The sequence below is a fragment of the Vibrio sp. Y176 genome, assembly GCF_033438945.1.
Genome location: NZ_JAWOQS010000001.1, coordinates 856,094 through 873,553, shown reverse-complemented (window position 1 = coordinate 873,553; position 17,460 = coordinate 856,094). Strand labels below are relative to the sequence as shown.

Sequence of the window (17,460 nt, the reverse complement as noted above, 5' to 3'; positions counted from 1 at the left end):
GTGGCCGATTATAGGTAAACAAAAGTAATCATTTTTCATTTATGTAAGCATGTGTAAGAGAAATGAATGGTCTTTATTAAATAGTCTATAATTATGAGTTTATCATATGAAATAGTGAACAACATGAGTACAAAGAAAGTATTGTTAGTTGAAGATGATCATGAAATCGCTCGATTGATAAAGATGTACTTAACTACAGAGGGGTTTGAGGTTGATACCTTTGATCGGGGAGAGGATGCATTAAAAGAAATTGAAGAAAATGCCCCTGATGTTTTGATTTTAGACCTTATGCTACCTGGGTTAAATGGTAGTGAAGTATGTCAAAAAGCTAGATGTTTCTATGATGGAGCTATATTGATTTTGACTGCGTGTTCCGATGACTTGAATGAGGTAGCTTTATTGAGGCTTGGGGCAGATGACTTTATCTCAAAACCAGTTAAGCCACATGTGTTAGTAGCTAGAATTGAAGCATTGATAAGAAGAGTACTACCCAAAGATTTGCCCTTAAACGGAAAAGAAACACCGCTAAAAGTGCGAGATATTGAGTTAGAGCCGCATTCAAGACGGATTATCTTTAGAGGGAATAGAATTTACTTATCGAATGCAGAATTCGAAATGTTACTTCTACTCATGAGTAACGTAGGAAAAGTAGTGACTAGAGAAGATTGTTGTAGATCATTGAGAGGGGTAGAGCATGGATACAATGATCGCTCCATAGATATGAGAATATCTACTTTAAGAAAAAAGTTACAGGATAACAGTTCTCCACACAGGTACATTTTGACCATAAGAAACAAAGGGTACATGATGATCGATGAATAACTTTCTTCCTCCAATGTTTACAAGAATCTATATAAGTATGATCTTGTCGCTATTTACCAGTGTAGGATTCACTCTCTTCCTCACTACTGAATACCTCAGTAATGATGAGTTAGTAGATTTTCATAGAGATACAAAATATGTATTTAATACTATTAAAAATCAATTAGAACAAGATAGCGTATCGTTCGAGAGCTATTTTGAAGATTCCAAAAATCCAATGCCTTACCAACACTTCGATGTGAAGTGGGTTCCAAAATTGGACGAGGATAATTTAGAACATCTAACTTATCTATCAAACGTAAAAGGAATTGATATCTTTGAAAAAGATTCTGAAACTCTGTTTGCGATTTATGAAATTGGAATTGACAATGGTTTTCTTTTAATTAGTGATCGACCACCTTTAAAGCTAAGTGAAGAGGCTTTATCCACAACTCCAATATATAAAGATCCAGAGGTTCTTGTACCTTTACTAGTTTGCTCAGTTATTCTAATTGTTATCGGAGTTTTACTGTATTACCCAACGTATCAACTTCAAAAGCAGATTGAAAATCTAACCCTTGTACAAAAAAAGTTTGGGAAAGGAGAACTATCCGTAAGAGCTAATGAAAACATACCTAAGCCATTAAGTAAATTGGCTTTTTACTTCAATGAAATGGCAGAGGAGATATCTGGTAGTTTTACAAGAAGCCAGATCTTTGCACAAGCAGTACCACATGAAGTAAGAACACCTCTTAGTAAAATTCAATTAGCTGTCGGAATAATAAGAAAGGGAAAAATAGATAAAGATACAAAAGAGTTACTTGATGATATTGATAGATATATTGATGATTTAACGGATTTAAGTGATAAAGTTGTTCTTCTTTCTAAACTAAATAATCTTAGTAAATGTCAAAAAAACAATAAAGAAGCATGTAATGTTATAGCTTTAGTCAAAGAAAGGCTGAACTTTTTGGATAATTGCGATAAGAAAGTTAAGGTACAGTCTGATGATGAAATAACATTATTTTGTTCTCCTATACTTTTGAGGCTTGCATTGGATAATTTAATTTCAAACGCGATTAGATATTCATGTGATCATGTACATGTAGAAGTTACGACTAAAGGTGGATTCATTAGGATTACTATCAAAAATGATGGGCCTCCAATCGAAGATAATAAAAGAGAAGAGTTATTTATGCCTTTCTCTCGATTAGATGATAGTCGAGCATCAAAGTCGGGTGGATTTGGCTTAGGGCTTGCAATTGCAAAATCTGCGGCTAATTCTATGGAAGGAACCTTAAGCTTAGTTAAAAGTGATGCTTTAGAAACTGCTTTTGAACTTAACATTCCTGTTAAATAGTGTATGAGTGAAATTTAAAATGTACGTCTACTTGAAGGTATTTTATGAAAAATTCTTTTGATTTCATAGTGTTCTACTGTGTCGTAACAAGTGGGTCTTTTAGTCAGGCAGCCATACAGTTAGGAATTGCTAAATCAGCTGTTAGTAAAATTATATTTCGAATGGAAGAAGAGGTTGGCGTTCAGCTTTTATATAGAACTACTAGAAAACTTTTCTTAACGGAGGCAGGTAGCAAGCTCTTTGTAGGAGCGAAGAAAGTATATGATGCGGCAAAAAAAGCAGACGAAGCACTGAATGGACTGGAAAAAAACTTATCAGGTACTATTAAATTAACTGTTCCGACTATATCAGGTGAATTAATTTTTCCTGAGATTATATACGAGTTTAATAATAAGTTTCCTACAATAAAAATAGATATGGATTTGGATAATAAATATTTAGACATCGAAGATAACGGATTTGATTTAGCAGTCAGAACAGGTTCATATCCTGATTCTTCGTTTAATGTGAGAAAGTTGGTTGATGCAAAATGGACTACTTGCTTATCTCCTATGTATATAGCTAAACATGGACTACCAGATTCTCCAAGTGAACTCAATAGGCATAAATGTTTGACGTATTCTTTTCAGGAAGGTGGAGCAAACATTTGGAGTTTTAAAAACGCTAAGAAAAGATATAAAGTTGAGGTCAATAGTACTTTTTCTTCTAACAACTCTTCTGTTTTACGAAATCTTGCTATTTTGGGTAATGGGATAGTATATGTTCCAAGAATTCTTATTTATGACGATATAAAAAATGGGAGTTTAGTTGAAATCTTTAAGTATGATACAGCCAAAGAGATAGGTATATATGCAATTTACCCAAAATCAAGAACTCAATCAGAGAAGGTTGAGTTATTAATTGAACATATATATGAGAAATTTAATCAAAGAAACTCCCATTTTTAAAACGAGACTCGAAAGTCTCGTTAATATTATATAAAGTAGCTCATTAATGCTGCAACTAAGCCATAAATAGTCATAGGGACGATAGTTCTTTTCAATATATAGCCTTCTTGTCTAGATATTCCTAATATTGTAGATACAGCAATTATGTTATTTATACATATCATATTACCCATAGCTCCTCCGACAGATTGAAGAGCAAGAACTTTTGACTCTTCAAGACCTACATTTATAGCAATACTTTGTTGAATTCCTCCAAATGTTAAGTTTGACACCGTAGCAGAACCAGAGAAAAACGCTCCTAATGCTCCCAAATATGATGCTAAATATTGCCAGTTTTCTCCAGTAAACTCTGAAAATGCCGTCCCAATAGTCATTATTGGAGATTTACTTCCTCCAAGCATCATCAACTTCACCATTATTAGCGCACCAACAAGAGCAATAAATGGATACTTGATTCTGTCAGTAGTATCACTGCATATTCTTTTCAAACTGGTTGAAGATATATTAAATATAAATATGGAAATAACAACTACCAAAACGAACGGTATTAAAGCTGGAACGTAAAGCAATTTATATGACCAAGAAGCGCTTGTTCCAAGAATATTGCTAACTTTAATTATAAACGCCTGACTGATGCTTAAATCACCTATCAATCCTAATGATAAATTAAGCATTGATGTATCATCGAGTAATAATTGTTTGATACCAAACTGTTTAACACGAGTAATAATTAGAATAAAGATCAACAATAAAGTAGGAGATATTGCTTTCAAAATCTCAAAATTACTAACAAGATTACTATTTGAAATCTTACTACTTGTATCCGATTGTTTTTCTAATCCTAACCCTTTTTCTGCTATAAAAATTGTTATTAAAAGTCCAATTGCACCTCCTATTAACGCTGGGAACTCATAGTTCCACTGTGCAATATGAAAGTATGGGATAGTACAGGAAAGAGTACTTGCCAATATAAACTTATAGTTTGATTTAATCTTCTCCCAAGGTACAACAAACTTAAGAGCAATTAGAGGGATTATAAATGCAGAGACTAGGTGAATTAATGCAGAAAACTGTGCTGTTTGAATAATATCTTCTTCGGACAATCCTAAGTTTGAAAAACCAAACCAAGTCGGGGTACCTACAGCTCCGAAAGATACTGGAACGGAATTCATCGTCAGTGTAAATAGAACTACTTTTATTGGTGAAAAACCTAAGCCAACAAGAATAGGTGCTGCTATAGCTGCTGGTGTACCAAATCCAGAAGCCCCCTCTATCATAAATGCAAAAGCCCAGCCAATTATCATTAGTTGGGCAACCTCATTTCGACTAATGGACTCTAACCAAACCTTAATTGTTTTTTCAGAGCCAGTATAGTAGAGCAACCTATTTAATAAGATCGCACCTGCTACAATCGAAATCGGAGTTGTAGCCGATAGCATGCCAGAGACGCTGTATGCACCGATTGTGATCATGTCAGTATCAAAGTGAAAAAACTGGATTAGAGCAACCATAAAAGCTGTAAGCGGTAGTGCTATATGTGAAGGTACCGCATTTTTCTTTGTCATCATCCATATCAGAAAAGCGATAGGAATGATGGATATAAGTAGGGATATCATTATTATACTCCGATGCTTAATTTCAACCTTGAAATTAAGCATTCACATTTTGGATTTTTTGTAAGGGGTATTATCAAAATTTGCTTAATTAAAAGCGTAAAAATAATACCTTAAATGATTCATTACTACACATATAAAACATAGTGTATATATCTCGGAAAAATTATTTGTGTAATATATTTTCAATTAATTAATAATTGTTAACAATATAAAACCCATATAAATCATATAAGTGCTTAATTATGAAGTTTGAACTTTGAACTTATTGTTTCTAATTAGAAACAGTGTTTTTCTTAAATTTGCTATTGATGTTAAAGTTCATATTATTCAATCGTTTATCTATGTTTCTAATTAGAAACAGTGTTTTTCTTTTTTGTCTCATTCATTTAAGTATCTGAAAGTTAAGTTATTTTTTGTTTGTTTGGACTTGTTGTCTTTAATTTCATTCACTTACAATAGATTTGATTTTCCGAAGAGTTTATATTCCCAAATCCCTACATAAAGTGAGAAATGATGATGAATAATAAAAAAATAATCGATGAATTTGTATCTATTGTCGGAAATGATAATGTTCTTACTGATTCTAATAAAACCAAATATTTCCGTTCAGGATTTCGTTCTGGATGCGGAAAAGCAATAGCAATTGTTTTTCCAAATTCACTCGTTGAGCAATGGCGAGTAATCCAGGCATGTGTGAATAATAACTGTATTATAATCATGCAAGCTGCTAAAACAGGACTTACAGAAGGCTCTGCTCCTAGTGGAAATGATTATGATAGGGATGTTGTTGTAATAAATGTTACAAGAATAAATCAGGTTCAGTTGTTAGATGGCGGCAGGCAAGCATTATGCTTTCCAGGAACAAGTTTGTATTCATTAGAAAAGAAACTTAAATCTGTAAATAGAGCACCACACTCTGTCATCGGTTCATCTACAATCGGAGCAACAGTTATTGGTGGTGTTGCAAATAACTCGGGTGGCGCTTTGGTCAAGCGAGGTCCTGCCTATACAGAGCTTGCAATTTATGGTCAAGTAGATAAACACGGTAAATTACATCTTGTAAATCATCTCGGCATCGATGGTTTAGGTGATACGCCAGAAGAAATTCTTCGAAATCTTGAGTTAGGTAATTTTGATTCTACTCAGATTCAATATGATGAGAGGATGGCTTCCGACAAGGAATATGATCAACGTGTGCGAGATGTCACTTCAGAGATCCCGTCTAGATTTAATGCTGACGAACGTCGTTTATTCGAGGCAAGTGGTTGTGCTGGTAAAATAGGTGTATTTGCAGTTCGTGTTGATAGTTATCCTGTTCCAGAAAAGGAGCAAGTATTTTACGTTGGTACAAATGATCCTTCACAACTGACTAAACTTAGAAGAGACATCTTGACGAATTTTGAAAACTTGCCAGAAATGGCTGAATATATGCATCGAGATATTTTTAATATTGCAGAAAAGTATGGCAAAGACGTATTTTTATCAATCGATTTGCTAGGTACTGATAGATTGCCCAAGATGTTTGCATTGAAAGCCAAAGTTGAAAATATCTTGGATCGCGTTCCATTCGTTAGCAAATATCTTCCCGATGCAGTCATGTATTATGCAAGTAAATTATTTCCTCAGCATCTACCAGAAAGGATGTTGGATTTCCGTGATAAGTACGAACATCACTTAGTTCTTAAAATGAGTGAAGCTGGAATCAGAGAAGCACAAATCTATCTTCGTGAAGTCTGGGGAGAAAAGCGAGATTGTGATTTCTTTGAGTGTACACCAGAAGAAGGTAAAAAAGCTTATTTACATCGATTTGCAGCAGCAGGAGCGGCTATACGTTATGAAACGATCCACCGTAAAGATGTAGAAGATATAGTTGCTTTAGATATTGCGTTGAGAAGAAATGACGAGGAATGGTTGGAAAATTTACCCGAAGAGATTAGTAAGAACCTTATCCACTCGCTGTATTACGGTCATTTTATGTGCCACGTTTTTCATCAAGATTACATTTTCAAAAAGGGTACTGATACAAAATTGATGAAAAAGTTGATGTTAAAACACCTTAATGCACGGGGAGCAAAATATCCAGCAGAGCATAATGTAGGACATCTGTACGAAGCTGATAACTCACTTCAGAAATTCTATCATGAGCTTGACCCGACCAATACCTTCAATCCTGGTATTGGTAAGATGGAAAAGTACAAGCGCAACTGTAGCTGTTGTGTTTGATAACTCTCTTATTGAAAAGGCCACCTTATTAATCTCAGGTGGCCATTTTTTTCCTAATTTATGACTTTTGTAAAATTTTTTTAGAGTTGTAAGCACTCGTAATCTTAGTCTAGTAATCAAGTTATCATTAATGTCTATCTAGTAAAGTAAAGGCTTTGTTCGTATAAGGAATGATTCATTGAAAAGTACTACATTAGCGTTATCTTACCTAGCGATCGTCACTGCGTTAACGGGCTGTAATTCGAGTAGTGAGAAAAACACTGATAAAGATGTTACGCATAAACCCGCCGCTAAAAATGTTTTTATTTCTGAGTGCTCAACTACTGTCACGGGAATGACTCCTTTGCAGTTCGAAGTTCAAGGTAAAACAGCAATCATCGATGGTGTTTCATGCGATGGTTCAACTTCGGCATTCAATAACATGTTATCTAAAAATCCATCGGTAAATCGGCTGTATTTGAGGGATATTTCTGGCTCTATTGATGATGATGCTAACTTAAAGCTTGGACGGTTAATTAGAAGTAAGAAGATGAAGACGGTTGTAGATAGTAACAGCCATGTAACTTCTGGGGGCGTTGATTTATATCTTGCTGGTGCTTCAAGAAGTTGGTCTGCTGGAGCTAAACTTGGTGTACATTCATGGAGTGACGGGGTGAAAGATGGTCGTGAGTATCCATCATCACACAGCTCACACGATATTTTCACGTCTTATTACCAAGATATGGGCATTAACTCTGATTTTTACTGGTTCACATTGAACTCAGCTAAGTCAAGCTCCATGCATTACTTGACGCTTGATGAAATTGTTAAGTATGAAATAGTCACTGAGGAATCTAGTTTTTTAGGTATAACAACGGTACCTAAAGAGCTAGCTAAAACTTACTCTTTACAGTTAGGATTTGACCGCTATACAGAGGTTAAAACTCCAAACGGAAAAAGAATACCGATATTAGCCCAAGACGAGTTGACGGATGAACAAATAATTAGAGCAAGGAATGTATTATCGCATTACTTGACCAACTTTGATGGTTCTGAGTATGGGGATAATAAATCAGAAATCGCGAATAAGATGGCAGAAAATAACGCCAAACTATTACTGCTTAATGGCAAAGATGACGGATCTAACCCAGCGGTAAAACTTGATGGCCAACCTCTATACAAGGAGGAAATCCAAGTCGAGGGCGGTAGCTGGTACATCGAACAAAATTATGACCATAGAGATGCTACCTTTGAAGAAATATTGCATCTTGTCCATGACTACGGTATTGGCGTGGATCAAAATGAAAAGTTTATGGGCGCATTACCAGGTTATCAAGCGGAGTTAAGAAGTGCTCAAGTCAACGCTCTTACAGGAAAAATCTGGGGCCTCGGAGAAGATAATCAGGCATGGATACAAGAGCTGACTAAAGAGAACAGCCTGTCTCAAGAATACTATGCTGCTGTTGTTGATTCCTATTATGGCTTGTGGGGAGCTTGGGGACAAAAAGAGATTGCTAGTGTAAGTATCGAAGGAAGTACTGATGTGGCTGATACTGAAACATCCACATTAACTGACCTGTTAGATGCGACAGAACTAGCTCTCCTAGAAGAAAGAAGAAAACATTTAGAAGAGAAATTCAAAGGTGGTATGTGGGGCATTTATACAGCTAAGACAAGAGCAGAAATGTCTACTCTTGATCCGTTGGGCCTAAAAGCTGTACAGAAATTACTTCATCCATACCTTACCTATAATGCAAGAATTTCTAAGAGCTTTGAAGGAACGTTTAGTTTAAAGTTTGACACTAAGTTGCCTTATACACACCACTCACAATATCTGAAGAATATTACATTAACTGGCAGCAATAATGTAAATGTTATTGTAAATAAACTCGGAAATAAAATTGTTGGTAATAAAGGTAAAAATACAGTTATCTTCTCAGGTGATGAGTCAAATTATACAATTACTAAATTAGGGGATGGAAAATACTCTATTTCTGATAATCGAGATAATGGTGATGGTGTTGTCTTATTAGAAAATATAGAAAAAATAAAATTCACTTCTTCTGAACTAGACCTATAAATAAAAAGCCACCAAATTATGGTGGCTTTTTATTTACTTAACTAACTCAAGGATGAGTTTATAATAGATTGTGTGAAAAATTGTAGATATGATAGCTCTTGTTCTGCCGAAGATGGGCCTGATTTCAATCCTAATTGTGTTATGCAATCAATGTGTAATGCCGCAATAGAACCTGCTACTTGCTCGATAGGTATTATCCAAGAATCTTTTCCAAATACTTTTAATAGTTGATTTTCCACTTCACTTGATAAACAATCTCTGATTAACCTTGAAGCAATTGACCAATCATCACCCATTTTGTAAACCATAGAACGACCTATTCCATTCCGCCTTGACGCCAAGCTAGCCATATTAATGAAAGATTGTTGTGGTAGGCTACTCAGCCAAGCGTCTTTAGTATTCATTTGTGTAAATAATTTTTGAAACAACAGTTTATGCATTTCAATAAAAACACAGAGCTTTCCATTATAGTATCTATAAAATGTACTTTTACTAACATCTGCTTTAGATATTATTTCCAATACAGAGATTTCACAATAATCTTTTACTAATAATAAATCTCGAAAAGCAACTAGAATTCGTTTGCAACTTTTGTTTCTATACATTAGGTTTACTCCTATCTTATTGAATAGGATAGTGTGTTGAAATTTATAGTCAATATTAACATTAACGGTTTGGGACTATTGTTAAAAATAGTTCCAGATCGAACAGTTTGACTCTTTAGTTTCTAGTGTTTGATTTATAAAAGACTAAAATGGCTTCTCAATCATTTTATTGAGGCATTGATAATGGAAAATTTGAGTAAGAATCTGAATGTTGGAATATATATTTACCCTGGTGTTACCATGCTTGATGCATATGCTCCGTTACAAGTTTTAGCTGTAAGTGGATTAGTTAATGTTTTTACTTTTTCAAAAAGTATTCAACCTGTTTCTTCAGATGCAAATGTTAAGCTTTTACCAAACTATAGTGTTCATGATCTTCCCCATGTTGATGTATTAATTGTTCCTGGCTCTGCAAACCCGATAGAGCAAATCAGAGACAATGAAGTCATAGATTTTCTGACAAAAATAGGCAGTCATGCAAAGTACATAACATCTGTTTGTACTGGCTCTTTAATCCTAGCAGAAACGGGGTTACTAGATGGTTATAAAGTAACTACTCATTGGGCATACAAAGAAGCTTTAAATAAATATCCTAAATTAACGTACTTAAATCAGAGAGTTGTAAAGGATCGTAATAGGATAAGTGGTGGAGGCATCACATCTGGATTGGATTTTTCTCTGGAACTTTTAGCTGAGTTATCTGGGGATATTAAGTCAGTCGAAAGTCTAGAGTTACTCTTAGAGTATGACCCGCAACCCCCTTTTGGCTGTGGTAACCACAACGACGCCAAAGATGAGATGAAGAACTCTGTGCAGAATTTGGTTAAGTCAATCGCGTACGAAATGTTTAATTAAATTCAATTGATGACATGGTGTCTATGTTGTGCATGAAATTGTTATCATAGGCATCAGTAACACTACGATTTAACTCTTGTTTCACATATTTATAAATTTTTAAAATTTGTTCAAATATATTAAAATTTTAATTTTTCTTTAAGCGTGCTTAGATCACAAATATACATAAAGAAATGGATATATGTTGTATTAAATATATAATTTATCTTTATCGCTTTCATTGGGTCACTTTGGTTAGATATCCTTTGGTTTGATAAGGTATATGTAGAGTGAATGCAACCGAACACATTTCAGATTTCTTAAACTGTCTTTCTGATGCAAATATAATTGTAGATAAATATTCTAATATTGTATTTGCAAATACCTATTTTTTTAAATTGTTTGGATTTAATAAAAACGAAATTTTTAATAAAAAATTGGACGTTATAATTCCCAGTTACTTTGCTAAACAGCACCATAAAAAAGTTGATGATTTTATATCCAACAAATGTCAAAGTAGAAATATGACTTCTAGAGGAACAATCCTGTGTGTACGTTCAAATGGGGAGTTTTTTAGAGCAAGAATTTCAATAGCAAATATCTATTTTGATGGAATGGACTGTGCTATTGCAACCATTTTTGATGTTACTAGCACTGAGAAACTAATTGAGGATCTTCACGTTAAGGCCTTCAAAGACCCTCTGACTGGGTTATTTAATAGACACGAATTGGATCGTATTATTAACAAAAGTTCTGATTTGTTGTTCAGTTCTTCTTCATACATAGTGACTTATTTAGATCTTGATGATTTTAAGGTTGTTAACGATACCTATGGACATAATGTGGGAGATTTATTACTTAAAGGTGTCTCCTCTAGACTTATAGAAAGTGTTCGAGAATGCGATATGTGTTTCCGTGTTGGTGGGGACGAATTTATAATTCTATTTAAGCTGACGGATTCATATAAAGAAGAATATCAAATAGACGCTATAAAGTGTAAAATTACCAATATATTATCTAAGCCTTTCTCTATCGATGGACTTTCATCTCAATTAAAGGTTGAATTTAGTATGGGGTTCTCAGTATATTCTAAACATAGTTGCCATCTTAATGAAGTTATAAAAAAAGCAGACAAAGACATGTATAAAATAAAATTTAAAGACAAAAACTTTAAACGTATTTTTTATAATTAGTATTTTTATTATTAAATTTTAACTGGTCGGTTTATAACTAAGAGTTTATTATCTAATGACTTGTACTAGTTCCGACTAGATCTGATACTTAAGTTTGATAATAAAATAGTTACCCACTTTTATTAAAGGAGCTTAATCCGTAATCAAAGACAACAAGTGGTAACGCTCATGCTTCTTACTAGTAATCCAATCATCAAATACAAAGTTGGGCTTCTCAATCTTGCAGAAGAACTTGGCAATGTATCTAGTGCCTGCAAGATTATGGGTATCTCACGAGATACGTTCTATCGCTATCAAGAACTAGTTGAAACTGTGGTATCGATGCTTTACAGAAGAACACCAAACTTGAAGAACCGAGTTGATGGTTAAACAGTACTAGCCGTTCTCAAATAGGCCATTGATTTTCTTACTCACGGGCAATCAAGTCGCTGCTCTTGAGTGTAAGAAGCGCATGATGAAGCTTGTGATGAGATAGAAACAGAACACCCAGGCTACCTAGGATCTATTGCCATGCAAGAAATTGAGAACCAAATTATGTTCTGAATCCTACGCTAACTTACCTACCAAATCAGTCATATCACAGCCCGCTGACAACGGGTGTTATAGCACCAAGTTTTTAACAGGTTTCATTCAAAAATACCTTGTAGTATTTCGGTAAGAGCAACTCACCTTTTTGCCATTCTAATTGAACGTGTTGGCATCGGCCTTGGTAACGATAGTTACCGTCGGCGTAGATTAACGTGCCTTTATCTATCAACTCATTAAGGAACACAGCTTCTTCGATTTTATCGTCCATTCTGATTCTTGTTTGCAAGTCTCTATCATCATCTATTGCTATCGTCAGAATCCTATTTTTGGCGCTGAACTCTACAGATCTAAGATTACTAATTTTGTTTTTATCGCCACTGGTGAAAAAGTAGAACGCTACTTCAATTAAACTCAGAATAACAAATATTTTCTTTTCATCCCCATAAATAGTGCGTTGTATAATCAGCTATTTTAACACGGCGTTTTAGATAAAAATTGATTGAAACGGCAGTCTTGTTGGAGTATTCAATAAAGAGATATGTTTCAAAGGTCTTAGTAGAGTAAGAGAATTTTCTTCACGTTAGGGCGTTTGACTCTAACGATCGTAAAGAAGTTTAAGACGGGGCTGCTGAAGAGTACATGAAGGCAATCCAAATGGAGCCAGTAGAAGTCGCGTTATAAGACAGAAAATATACCTAAAGTAAGGTGTTAAGAATTGAACTGTTAACACCTTACTTTAGGTATATCTAGCCAGTTAGTTGTATATTGCGGAGTAAGCTTTTCTCTTCGCATGCTCCATTTCTGCTCTATGCCTTGGGAACAAACAAAAAGCGTATCAGTGCCATAGCGATTATTAAGACCATCAAACACTTTCATTAACTTATCATTACTCGGGGTTTGATTTAACAGATCTAATTGTTCGTGCTGCCCATTAACTAGATCGATCAAGCCGATGCCAATTTTGTAATAACGTACACCAGGTTTGAACAATTGTGTTGCTGCATGTGTAGCAATTTTGACCAACTGCATTGAGTCAGCAGTTGGATAAGCAAAATGATGAACTATACGGAAGCTCTGAGGTTTATCATCGAATGGTGAATTGGAAGCAAAGCAGAGCATAGCTTTACACAGCGACTTTTGATTTCGTGCTTTATGTGCTGCTATAGCGGCGTGTTTACTTAGTGCTTGCTTCAGTAGTTCAAGGTCGGTGATTCTTGTTCCAACGCTACGAGTTGAGTAAATCTGTTTTTTATCAGCTCTAGCTGTGTCCCAGCCCTTGCAAGCGAGACCATTTAATTCACGAACGGTTCTTTCAATTTCGACTGAAAATTCTCGACGTGCTTGTTCTGGGGCATACTGAGACAAATCATAAGCCGAGTTAATCCCCATATGTTTTAATCGTGTTGATATTTTTTTGCCCACTCCCCATACATCACCAACTTCTAGCTGCTTTAATATAGAGGTACGCTGATGTTCATTGTCGATAACGCAAACGCCCTTACAGCCTTGAATTTTTTTAGCTGCATGATTGGCAATTTTGGCGAGGGTTAGCGTTGTTCCCATACCTATACTTACTGGTAATCGACACTCCTTCCAAACAGCTCGTCGGATTAAAGAGCCATGTTCTCGTAAGTCTTTAATGGCAGGAAAGCAGCGATGAAAGGAAAGAAATGATTCATCAATGGAGTATACATATTGCTCAGGCGCAAACCGCCCGATAACATCCATCATTTTGGACGACAAATCTGCGTAAAGTTCATAATTAGATGATAGAGCAATTACACCTTTCAACTCACACAACGCTTTGACTTCAAAGTAAGGTTTAAACTTTGCTATACCTGCTTCTTTAGCTTGACGATTAGCTGCAACGACACAGCCATCATTATTCGACAGAACGATTACGGGCTTACCTCTCCACTCTGGTCTAAAAACTTGCTCAGCACTACAATAAAAGGAATTAGCATCAACTAGGGCAAACATTATTTTTTACGAGATGAGAGTAAATAGCTTGGGCGGTGACAACGGATAGAGCGAATCACTACACCTTCAATCGAAAATGTATCTTGAGCATGAATAAAGATAGGCATCATTGTTTCATTTGCAGATAAGAGTGATCGACGTGTCATATCTAGTATTTTACAAACGAACTCACCATTATAATTGGCCACGATTACATCAAGGTTTTGGACGGCAACGTGACGATCTACAATCAACAAGTCACCATCAAAAATGCCAATCTCTTGCATAGATTCCCCCATTGCTTGTCCGATGAATGTAGCACTTGGATGCTCAACTAGCAGTTCATCAAGGCTCATTCCTAGTTGTCTGTATTCAGCAGCAGGGCTTTCAAAGCCTGTAATACCAGCGCTTGCTAAGATAGGGATAACTTTCATAATAAAAATGCAGCTGTACATATATACAGTTATTTTGAAACTAAACGGTTTGATCGTCAAGGACATTAGAAAGAAAATACCGCACTTATCCTACTAAGTGTTTTAGGATGTGTCGGGTCGGCAGTAGGGCTACCTATCGTGCATAATTCGCCAATTTCATATACATACACCAATAAAAATGCTTGAAAAGAGGGTAGGGTGTAAAGGGACTTTCTTTACGCTTCGGGTTAGTCGTCGATTGCTATTGTAGAGTTTTGATACTGCGAGTCTGGCTGAAGCATTTATGCCCCATTCCTTGCCAGTAACCTTCTACCTCACAAATAACAGTGAGGTGATTTGACCTACTTCTTCTAATCAGCATAGTGTCTATGAAAGTGGGGGGCTTACCCACTTAGCCAACTAGTTCGAATAGGCCGTCTTATTTCCATTTTTTAACCTACCGAAGAAACGTGTTCTCTGTTAGAGTCACCGTCAACTACGCTATTGAATAAAGACACCCACAGATCACATGTAATTGATGGATTTTTATTCACCCTTAGAACTCATTTTAGGAATCCCTAGTGACTAACAACGAAATTTTACGTCGTATCCAACACGCGTTAAACCTTAAAAACGCACAGATAATGAAAGCTTTCGGGCAGGCCGAAGTCACTGTGGCTCACGATAAAGTGGCAAACTGGTTAAAAGATGAAAGCGAAAAATCTTACGTTAAGATGAAGGATCAAGAGTTAGCGGTATTCTTAAATGGCTTTATTAACCTCAAGCGAGGAAAAAAAGACGGCGAGCAACCTAAGCCAGAAATCTCGTTGACTAACAACATGATTTTCATGAAGCTGCGCATTGCACTAGACATGAAAGCAGAAGATATGTTGGACGTATTAGAAGTGGTTGGTATTAGTTTAAGTAAATACGAAATTGGTGCGTATTTCCGCAAGCCAAACAATAAAAACTACAAACAGTGTGAAGACCAACTACTGTGCGACTTCTTAAATGGTGTGCAGTTTACCAATCGTCCTGATTCTGAAGAGTTTACTGGGTAATTTTTATCTCGAATCGAACGTAGCAATTGATTAAAAAAAGCGAGAACCATCTTATTTGGCTACTCGCTTTTATCATGCTAAAGACCGATATTAGAGCTTCACAATCACGTCTACTCTTTGTCTTTCTTCAGTAGATACCTATCAAACCACGCTGAAATCTGGTCGGCTTTTAGAATCCAGACACACCGTCCCCTATGACCCTACCAAGATAAACTCAAGCTAAAACCTTAAGCCAGTTAGGGGCCACTATTCTGGTCAAGATGTTCCAGACATCTTGTAATGATTAACTAAAACTGGCCACGTATATAGAGTTTTTCCATACTTTTGGTCATGCGTGCAGAGTCACGACTAACGCCATTGGTAACACGAATTTGCCCCATTCAAAGTTAGAAATAGGGATCATGCTTGTATCGAATATCTGTTTTGCAATAATTACTTTTAATGATGCTGTTGATTTCAATTCAACCTTTCACTTTTTATGTCATTGATTTTATGGACAATAAAAATCAATCAAGAAATAGATATCTATTATATTCATATAGTGTATAGTGTCAGAAGCTCAAACGGTGAGCTATTAGTAAAATATTTAGTTCAAGATCTTCTCAGTTTTTATTCGATTAAATTCGTCATATTTATCCTGCGATACCTTTTTCTTCATTCCTTATTTAGTAGCTTTCTTTTTAACTTAATCAATGTATCGAGATATATTATGTCAAATAAATCAACAGGCTTAGTAAAATGGTTTAATGAATCCAAAGGTTTTGGATTTATCACCCCTGATAACGGCGGTTCTGACCTATTTGTTCACTTCAAATCAATTGTTAGTGAAGGCTTCAAAACATTATCTGAAGGTCAAAAGGTTTCTTTTGTTGTTGAACAAGGTAACAAAGGCCCTCAAGCGGATAATGTTACGTTAGTGTAAGATATTTCTAAAAAGTCTCTTCTGTCGAGGAGACTTTTTACTTTATGTTTAATAAAGATTCTGAACGTTCGAAATACGAATAAAAATAAATGTTGGGTTCGATAAGATAAGAAGCAATATGAGAAAGCCAGTAAGAAAATCAAGCAAGAAAACACAGAAAAACAACTTCGAAGAACGATTCGCTGCGATGGTAAAAGAATATCAAGAAGCGAAAGAAATTCTCGACTCTATGACTGAAGGTTCATCAGAATATTTAGCACAGAAAAAAGCATGCGATAAAATTTTTGCAAACGCGGAACGATACATTAATAAGAGATAATGAATTGAGATGGCTTTATTCTAATCTGAATAAAATCATCTTTCTTAGCATCAATAGGATGATGTATGAGCAAGTTACCTAAACCGACACAAAAGCAGAAGCAATTTAGTATTAATCAGAAAGGGATTAAACGGATACCAGAAGAGTTGAAAAAAATGGGTGTTCGCAAACGCATAGAAGAGATTGAAGAACAAAAAAAGTGGGATAAAGAGTGGGGACTATGAGTTCACGAAACCTCTCTGAGCTTATCAATACGACACTCCTCTTACATTCCGAAAAGCTGAGCAACTTGGACCGAGACATGCTGACAGGTTTACGAGATCAACTTAATCGTGAGCAAGTCTTGTCAGACAAACAAGCCAAACTGTGTCAAAGGCTACTACGAAAAACGAATCATGATTGCTAACCAACGTCAGCCTTCACAGCTATCTACCCAGCTATCATCAAGCATCAAGCGTCATTCGACTTAGCATCTGATCCATTAAATCTCTAATCTCAATTAGTATTGCACCCTCTGGCGCATGATGTTCAGCTGAGCGCTTGGCGTTCGTTAGACTTTTCATGAAGATAGCTTCGCTATCCATCACGGCGTGTTTCGCGTTGAAGTAAGTGACTTAGGT

The 17,460-nt window shown here is 35.6% G+C and carries 16 protein-coding genes and 1 pseudogene; 12 read left to right on the top strand and 5 right to left on the bottom strand.

Annotated features, from left to right (window positions below; all coding sequences use genetic code 11):
• The first annotated feature begins 123 nt into the window (after positions 1-123).
• The 3 genes from R7O13_RS03905 to R7O13_RS03895 are packed head-to-tail and all read left to right on the top strand — an operon-like array spanning position 124 to position 3,108.
• Positions 124-822 carry a response regulator transcription factor gene (locus R7O13_RS03905; RefSeq protein WP_025537664.1) on the top strand — a complete coding sequence of 233 codons (699 nt, stop codon included), beginning with the start codon at positions 124-126 and terminating at the stop codon, positions 820-822.
• Entirely contained in the window at positions 815-2,161 is a 1,347-nt protein-coding gene (locus R7O13_RS03900; protein ID WP_025537666.1) for a sensor histidine kinase, read from the top strand. The genes R7O13_RS03905 and R7O13_RS03900 overlap by 8 nt, the downstream gene beginning before the upstream one ends.
• A 44-nt stretch (positions 2,162-2,205) precedes the next feature.
• Complete coding sequence (locus R7O13_RS03895) at positions 2,206-3,108, top strand: LysR family transcriptional regulator (RefSeq protein ID WP_064354799.1); 903 nt, start codon at positions 2,206-2,208, stop codon at positions 3,106-3,108.
• Between the two features lie 26 nt (positions 3,109-3,134).
• Here R7O13_RS03895 and R7O13_RS03890 read toward each other — a convergent pair whose 3' ends face one another.
• Entirely contained in the window at positions 3,135-4,724 is a 1,590-nt protein-coding gene (locus tag R7O13_RS03890; RefSeq protein ID WP_193281397.1) for an L-lactate permease, read from the bottom strand.
• A 516-nt stretch (positions 4,725-5,240) separates the two neighbouring features.
• On the opposite strand from R7O13_RS03890, the gene dld reads away from it, so the two are divergent.
• Both dld and R7O13_RS03880 read left to right on the top strand, forming a co-directional pair.
• Positions 5,241-6,947, top strand: a complete 1,707-nt coding sequence (dld, locus tag R7O13_RS03885) for a D-lactate dehydrogenase (RefSeq protein ID WP_262601775.1) — start codon at positions 5,241-5,243, stop codon at positions 6,945-6,947.
• Positions 6,948-7,125: 178 nt separating this feature from the next.
• The gene (locus R7O13_RS03880; protein WP_193281396.1) at positions 7,126-9,006 is read left to right on the top strand and encodes a hypothetical protein; all 1,881 of its coding nucleotides are present in this window, start codon (positions 7,126-7,128) and stop codon (positions 9,004-9,006) included.
• 41 nt (positions 9,007-9,047) lie between these two features.
• On the opposite strand, the gene R7O13_RS03875 is transcribed toward R7O13_RS03880, so the two are convergent.
• Positions 9,048-9,611 carry a TetR/AcrR family transcriptional regulator gene (locus tag R7O13_RS03875; RefSeq protein WP_025537462.1) on the bottom strand — a complete coding sequence of 188 codons (564 nt, stop codon included), beginning with the start codon at positions 9,609-9,611 and terminating at the stop codon, positions 9,048-9,050.
• 183 nt (positions 9,612-9,794) lie between these two features.
• On the opposite strand from R7O13_RS03875, the gene R7O13_RS03870 reads away from it, so the two are divergent.
• From R7O13_RS03870 to R7O13_RS03860, 3 genes and pseudogenes are all read left to right on the top strand, one after another.
• Positions 9,795-10,466, top strand: a complete 672-nt coding sequence (locus tag R7O13_RS03870) for a DJ-1/PfpI family protein (protein ID WP_025537464.1) — start codon at positions 9,795-9,797, stop codon at positions 10,464-10,466.
• 269 nt (positions 10,467-10,735) lie between these two features.
• The gene (locus tag R7O13_RS03865; protein ID WP_025537466.1) at positions 10,736-11,638 is read left to right on the top strand and encodes a sensor domain-containing diguanylate cyclase; all 903 of its coding nucleotides are present in this window, start codon (positions 10,736-10,738) and stop codon (positions 11,636-11,638) included.
• Between the two features lie 168 nt (positions 11,639-11,806).
• Positions 11,807-12,142: pseudogene (locus R7O13_RS03860) on the top strand (helix-turn-helix domain-containing protein); the annotation flags it as partial.
• A gap of 112 nt (positions 12,143-12,254) precedes the next feature.
• Here the strand turns inward: R7O13_RS03860 and R7O13_RS03855 are convergent.
• From R7O13_RS03855 to R7O13_RS03845, 3 genes are all read right to left on the bottom strand, one after another.
• Positions 12,255-12,434: a hypothetical protein gene (locus R7O13_RS03855; RefSeq protein WP_228763911.1), complete on the bottom strand. Its 180-nt coding sequence runs from the start codon at positions 12,432-12,434 to the stop codon at positions 12,255-12,257.
• Between the two features lie 455 nt (positions 12,435-12,889).
• The gene (locus R7O13_RS03850) at positions 12,890-14,146 is read right to left on the bottom strand and encodes a Y-family DNA polymerase (protein ID WP_025538624.1); all 1,257 of its coding nucleotides are present in this window, start codon (positions 14,144-14,146) and stop codon (positions 12,890-12,892) included.
• On the bottom strand, positions 14,146-14,559 hold the full coding sequence (locus R7O13_RS03845) for a LexA family protein (protein ID WP_025538623.1): 414 nt from the start codon (positions 14,557-14,559) through the stop codon (positions 14,146-14,148). The genes R7O13_RS03850 and R7O13_RS03845 overlap by 1 nt, the downstream gene beginning before the upstream one ends.
• 560 nt (positions 14,560-15,119) lie before the next feature.
• On the opposite strand from R7O13_RS03845, the gene R7O13_RS03840 reads away from it, so the two are divergent.
• The 4 genes from R7O13_RS03840 (at position 15,120) to R7O13_RS03825 (ending at position 17,064) form a co-directional block, all read left to right on the top strand.
• Entirely contained in the window at positions 15,120-15,599 is a 480-nt protein-coding gene (locus tag R7O13_RS03840) for a DUF1456 family protein (RefSeq protein ID WP_064354797.1), read from the top strand.
• A 709-nt stretch (positions 15,600-16,308) separates the two neighbouring features.
• Complete coding sequence (locus R7O13_RS03835) at positions 16,309-16,521, top strand: cold-shock protein (RefSeq protein ID WP_024703846.1); 213 nt, start codon at positions 16,309-16,311, stop codon at positions 16,519-16,521.
• Positions 16,522-16,639: 118 nt separating this feature from the next.
• The gene (locus R7O13_RS03830; protein ID WP_024703845.1) at positions 16,640-16,840 is read left to right on the top strand and encodes a hypothetical protein; all 201 of its coding nucleotides are present in this window, start codon (positions 16,640-16,642) and stop codon (positions 16,838-16,840) included.
• Positions 16,841-16,905: 65 nt separating this feature from the next.
• Positions 16,906-17,064, top strand: a complete 159-nt coding sequence (locus R7O13_RS03825) for a hypothetical protein (protein ID WP_171822351.1) — start codon at positions 16,906-16,908, stop codon at positions 17,062-17,064.
• The last annotated feature ends 396 nt before the right edge of the window (positions 17,065-17,460 follow it).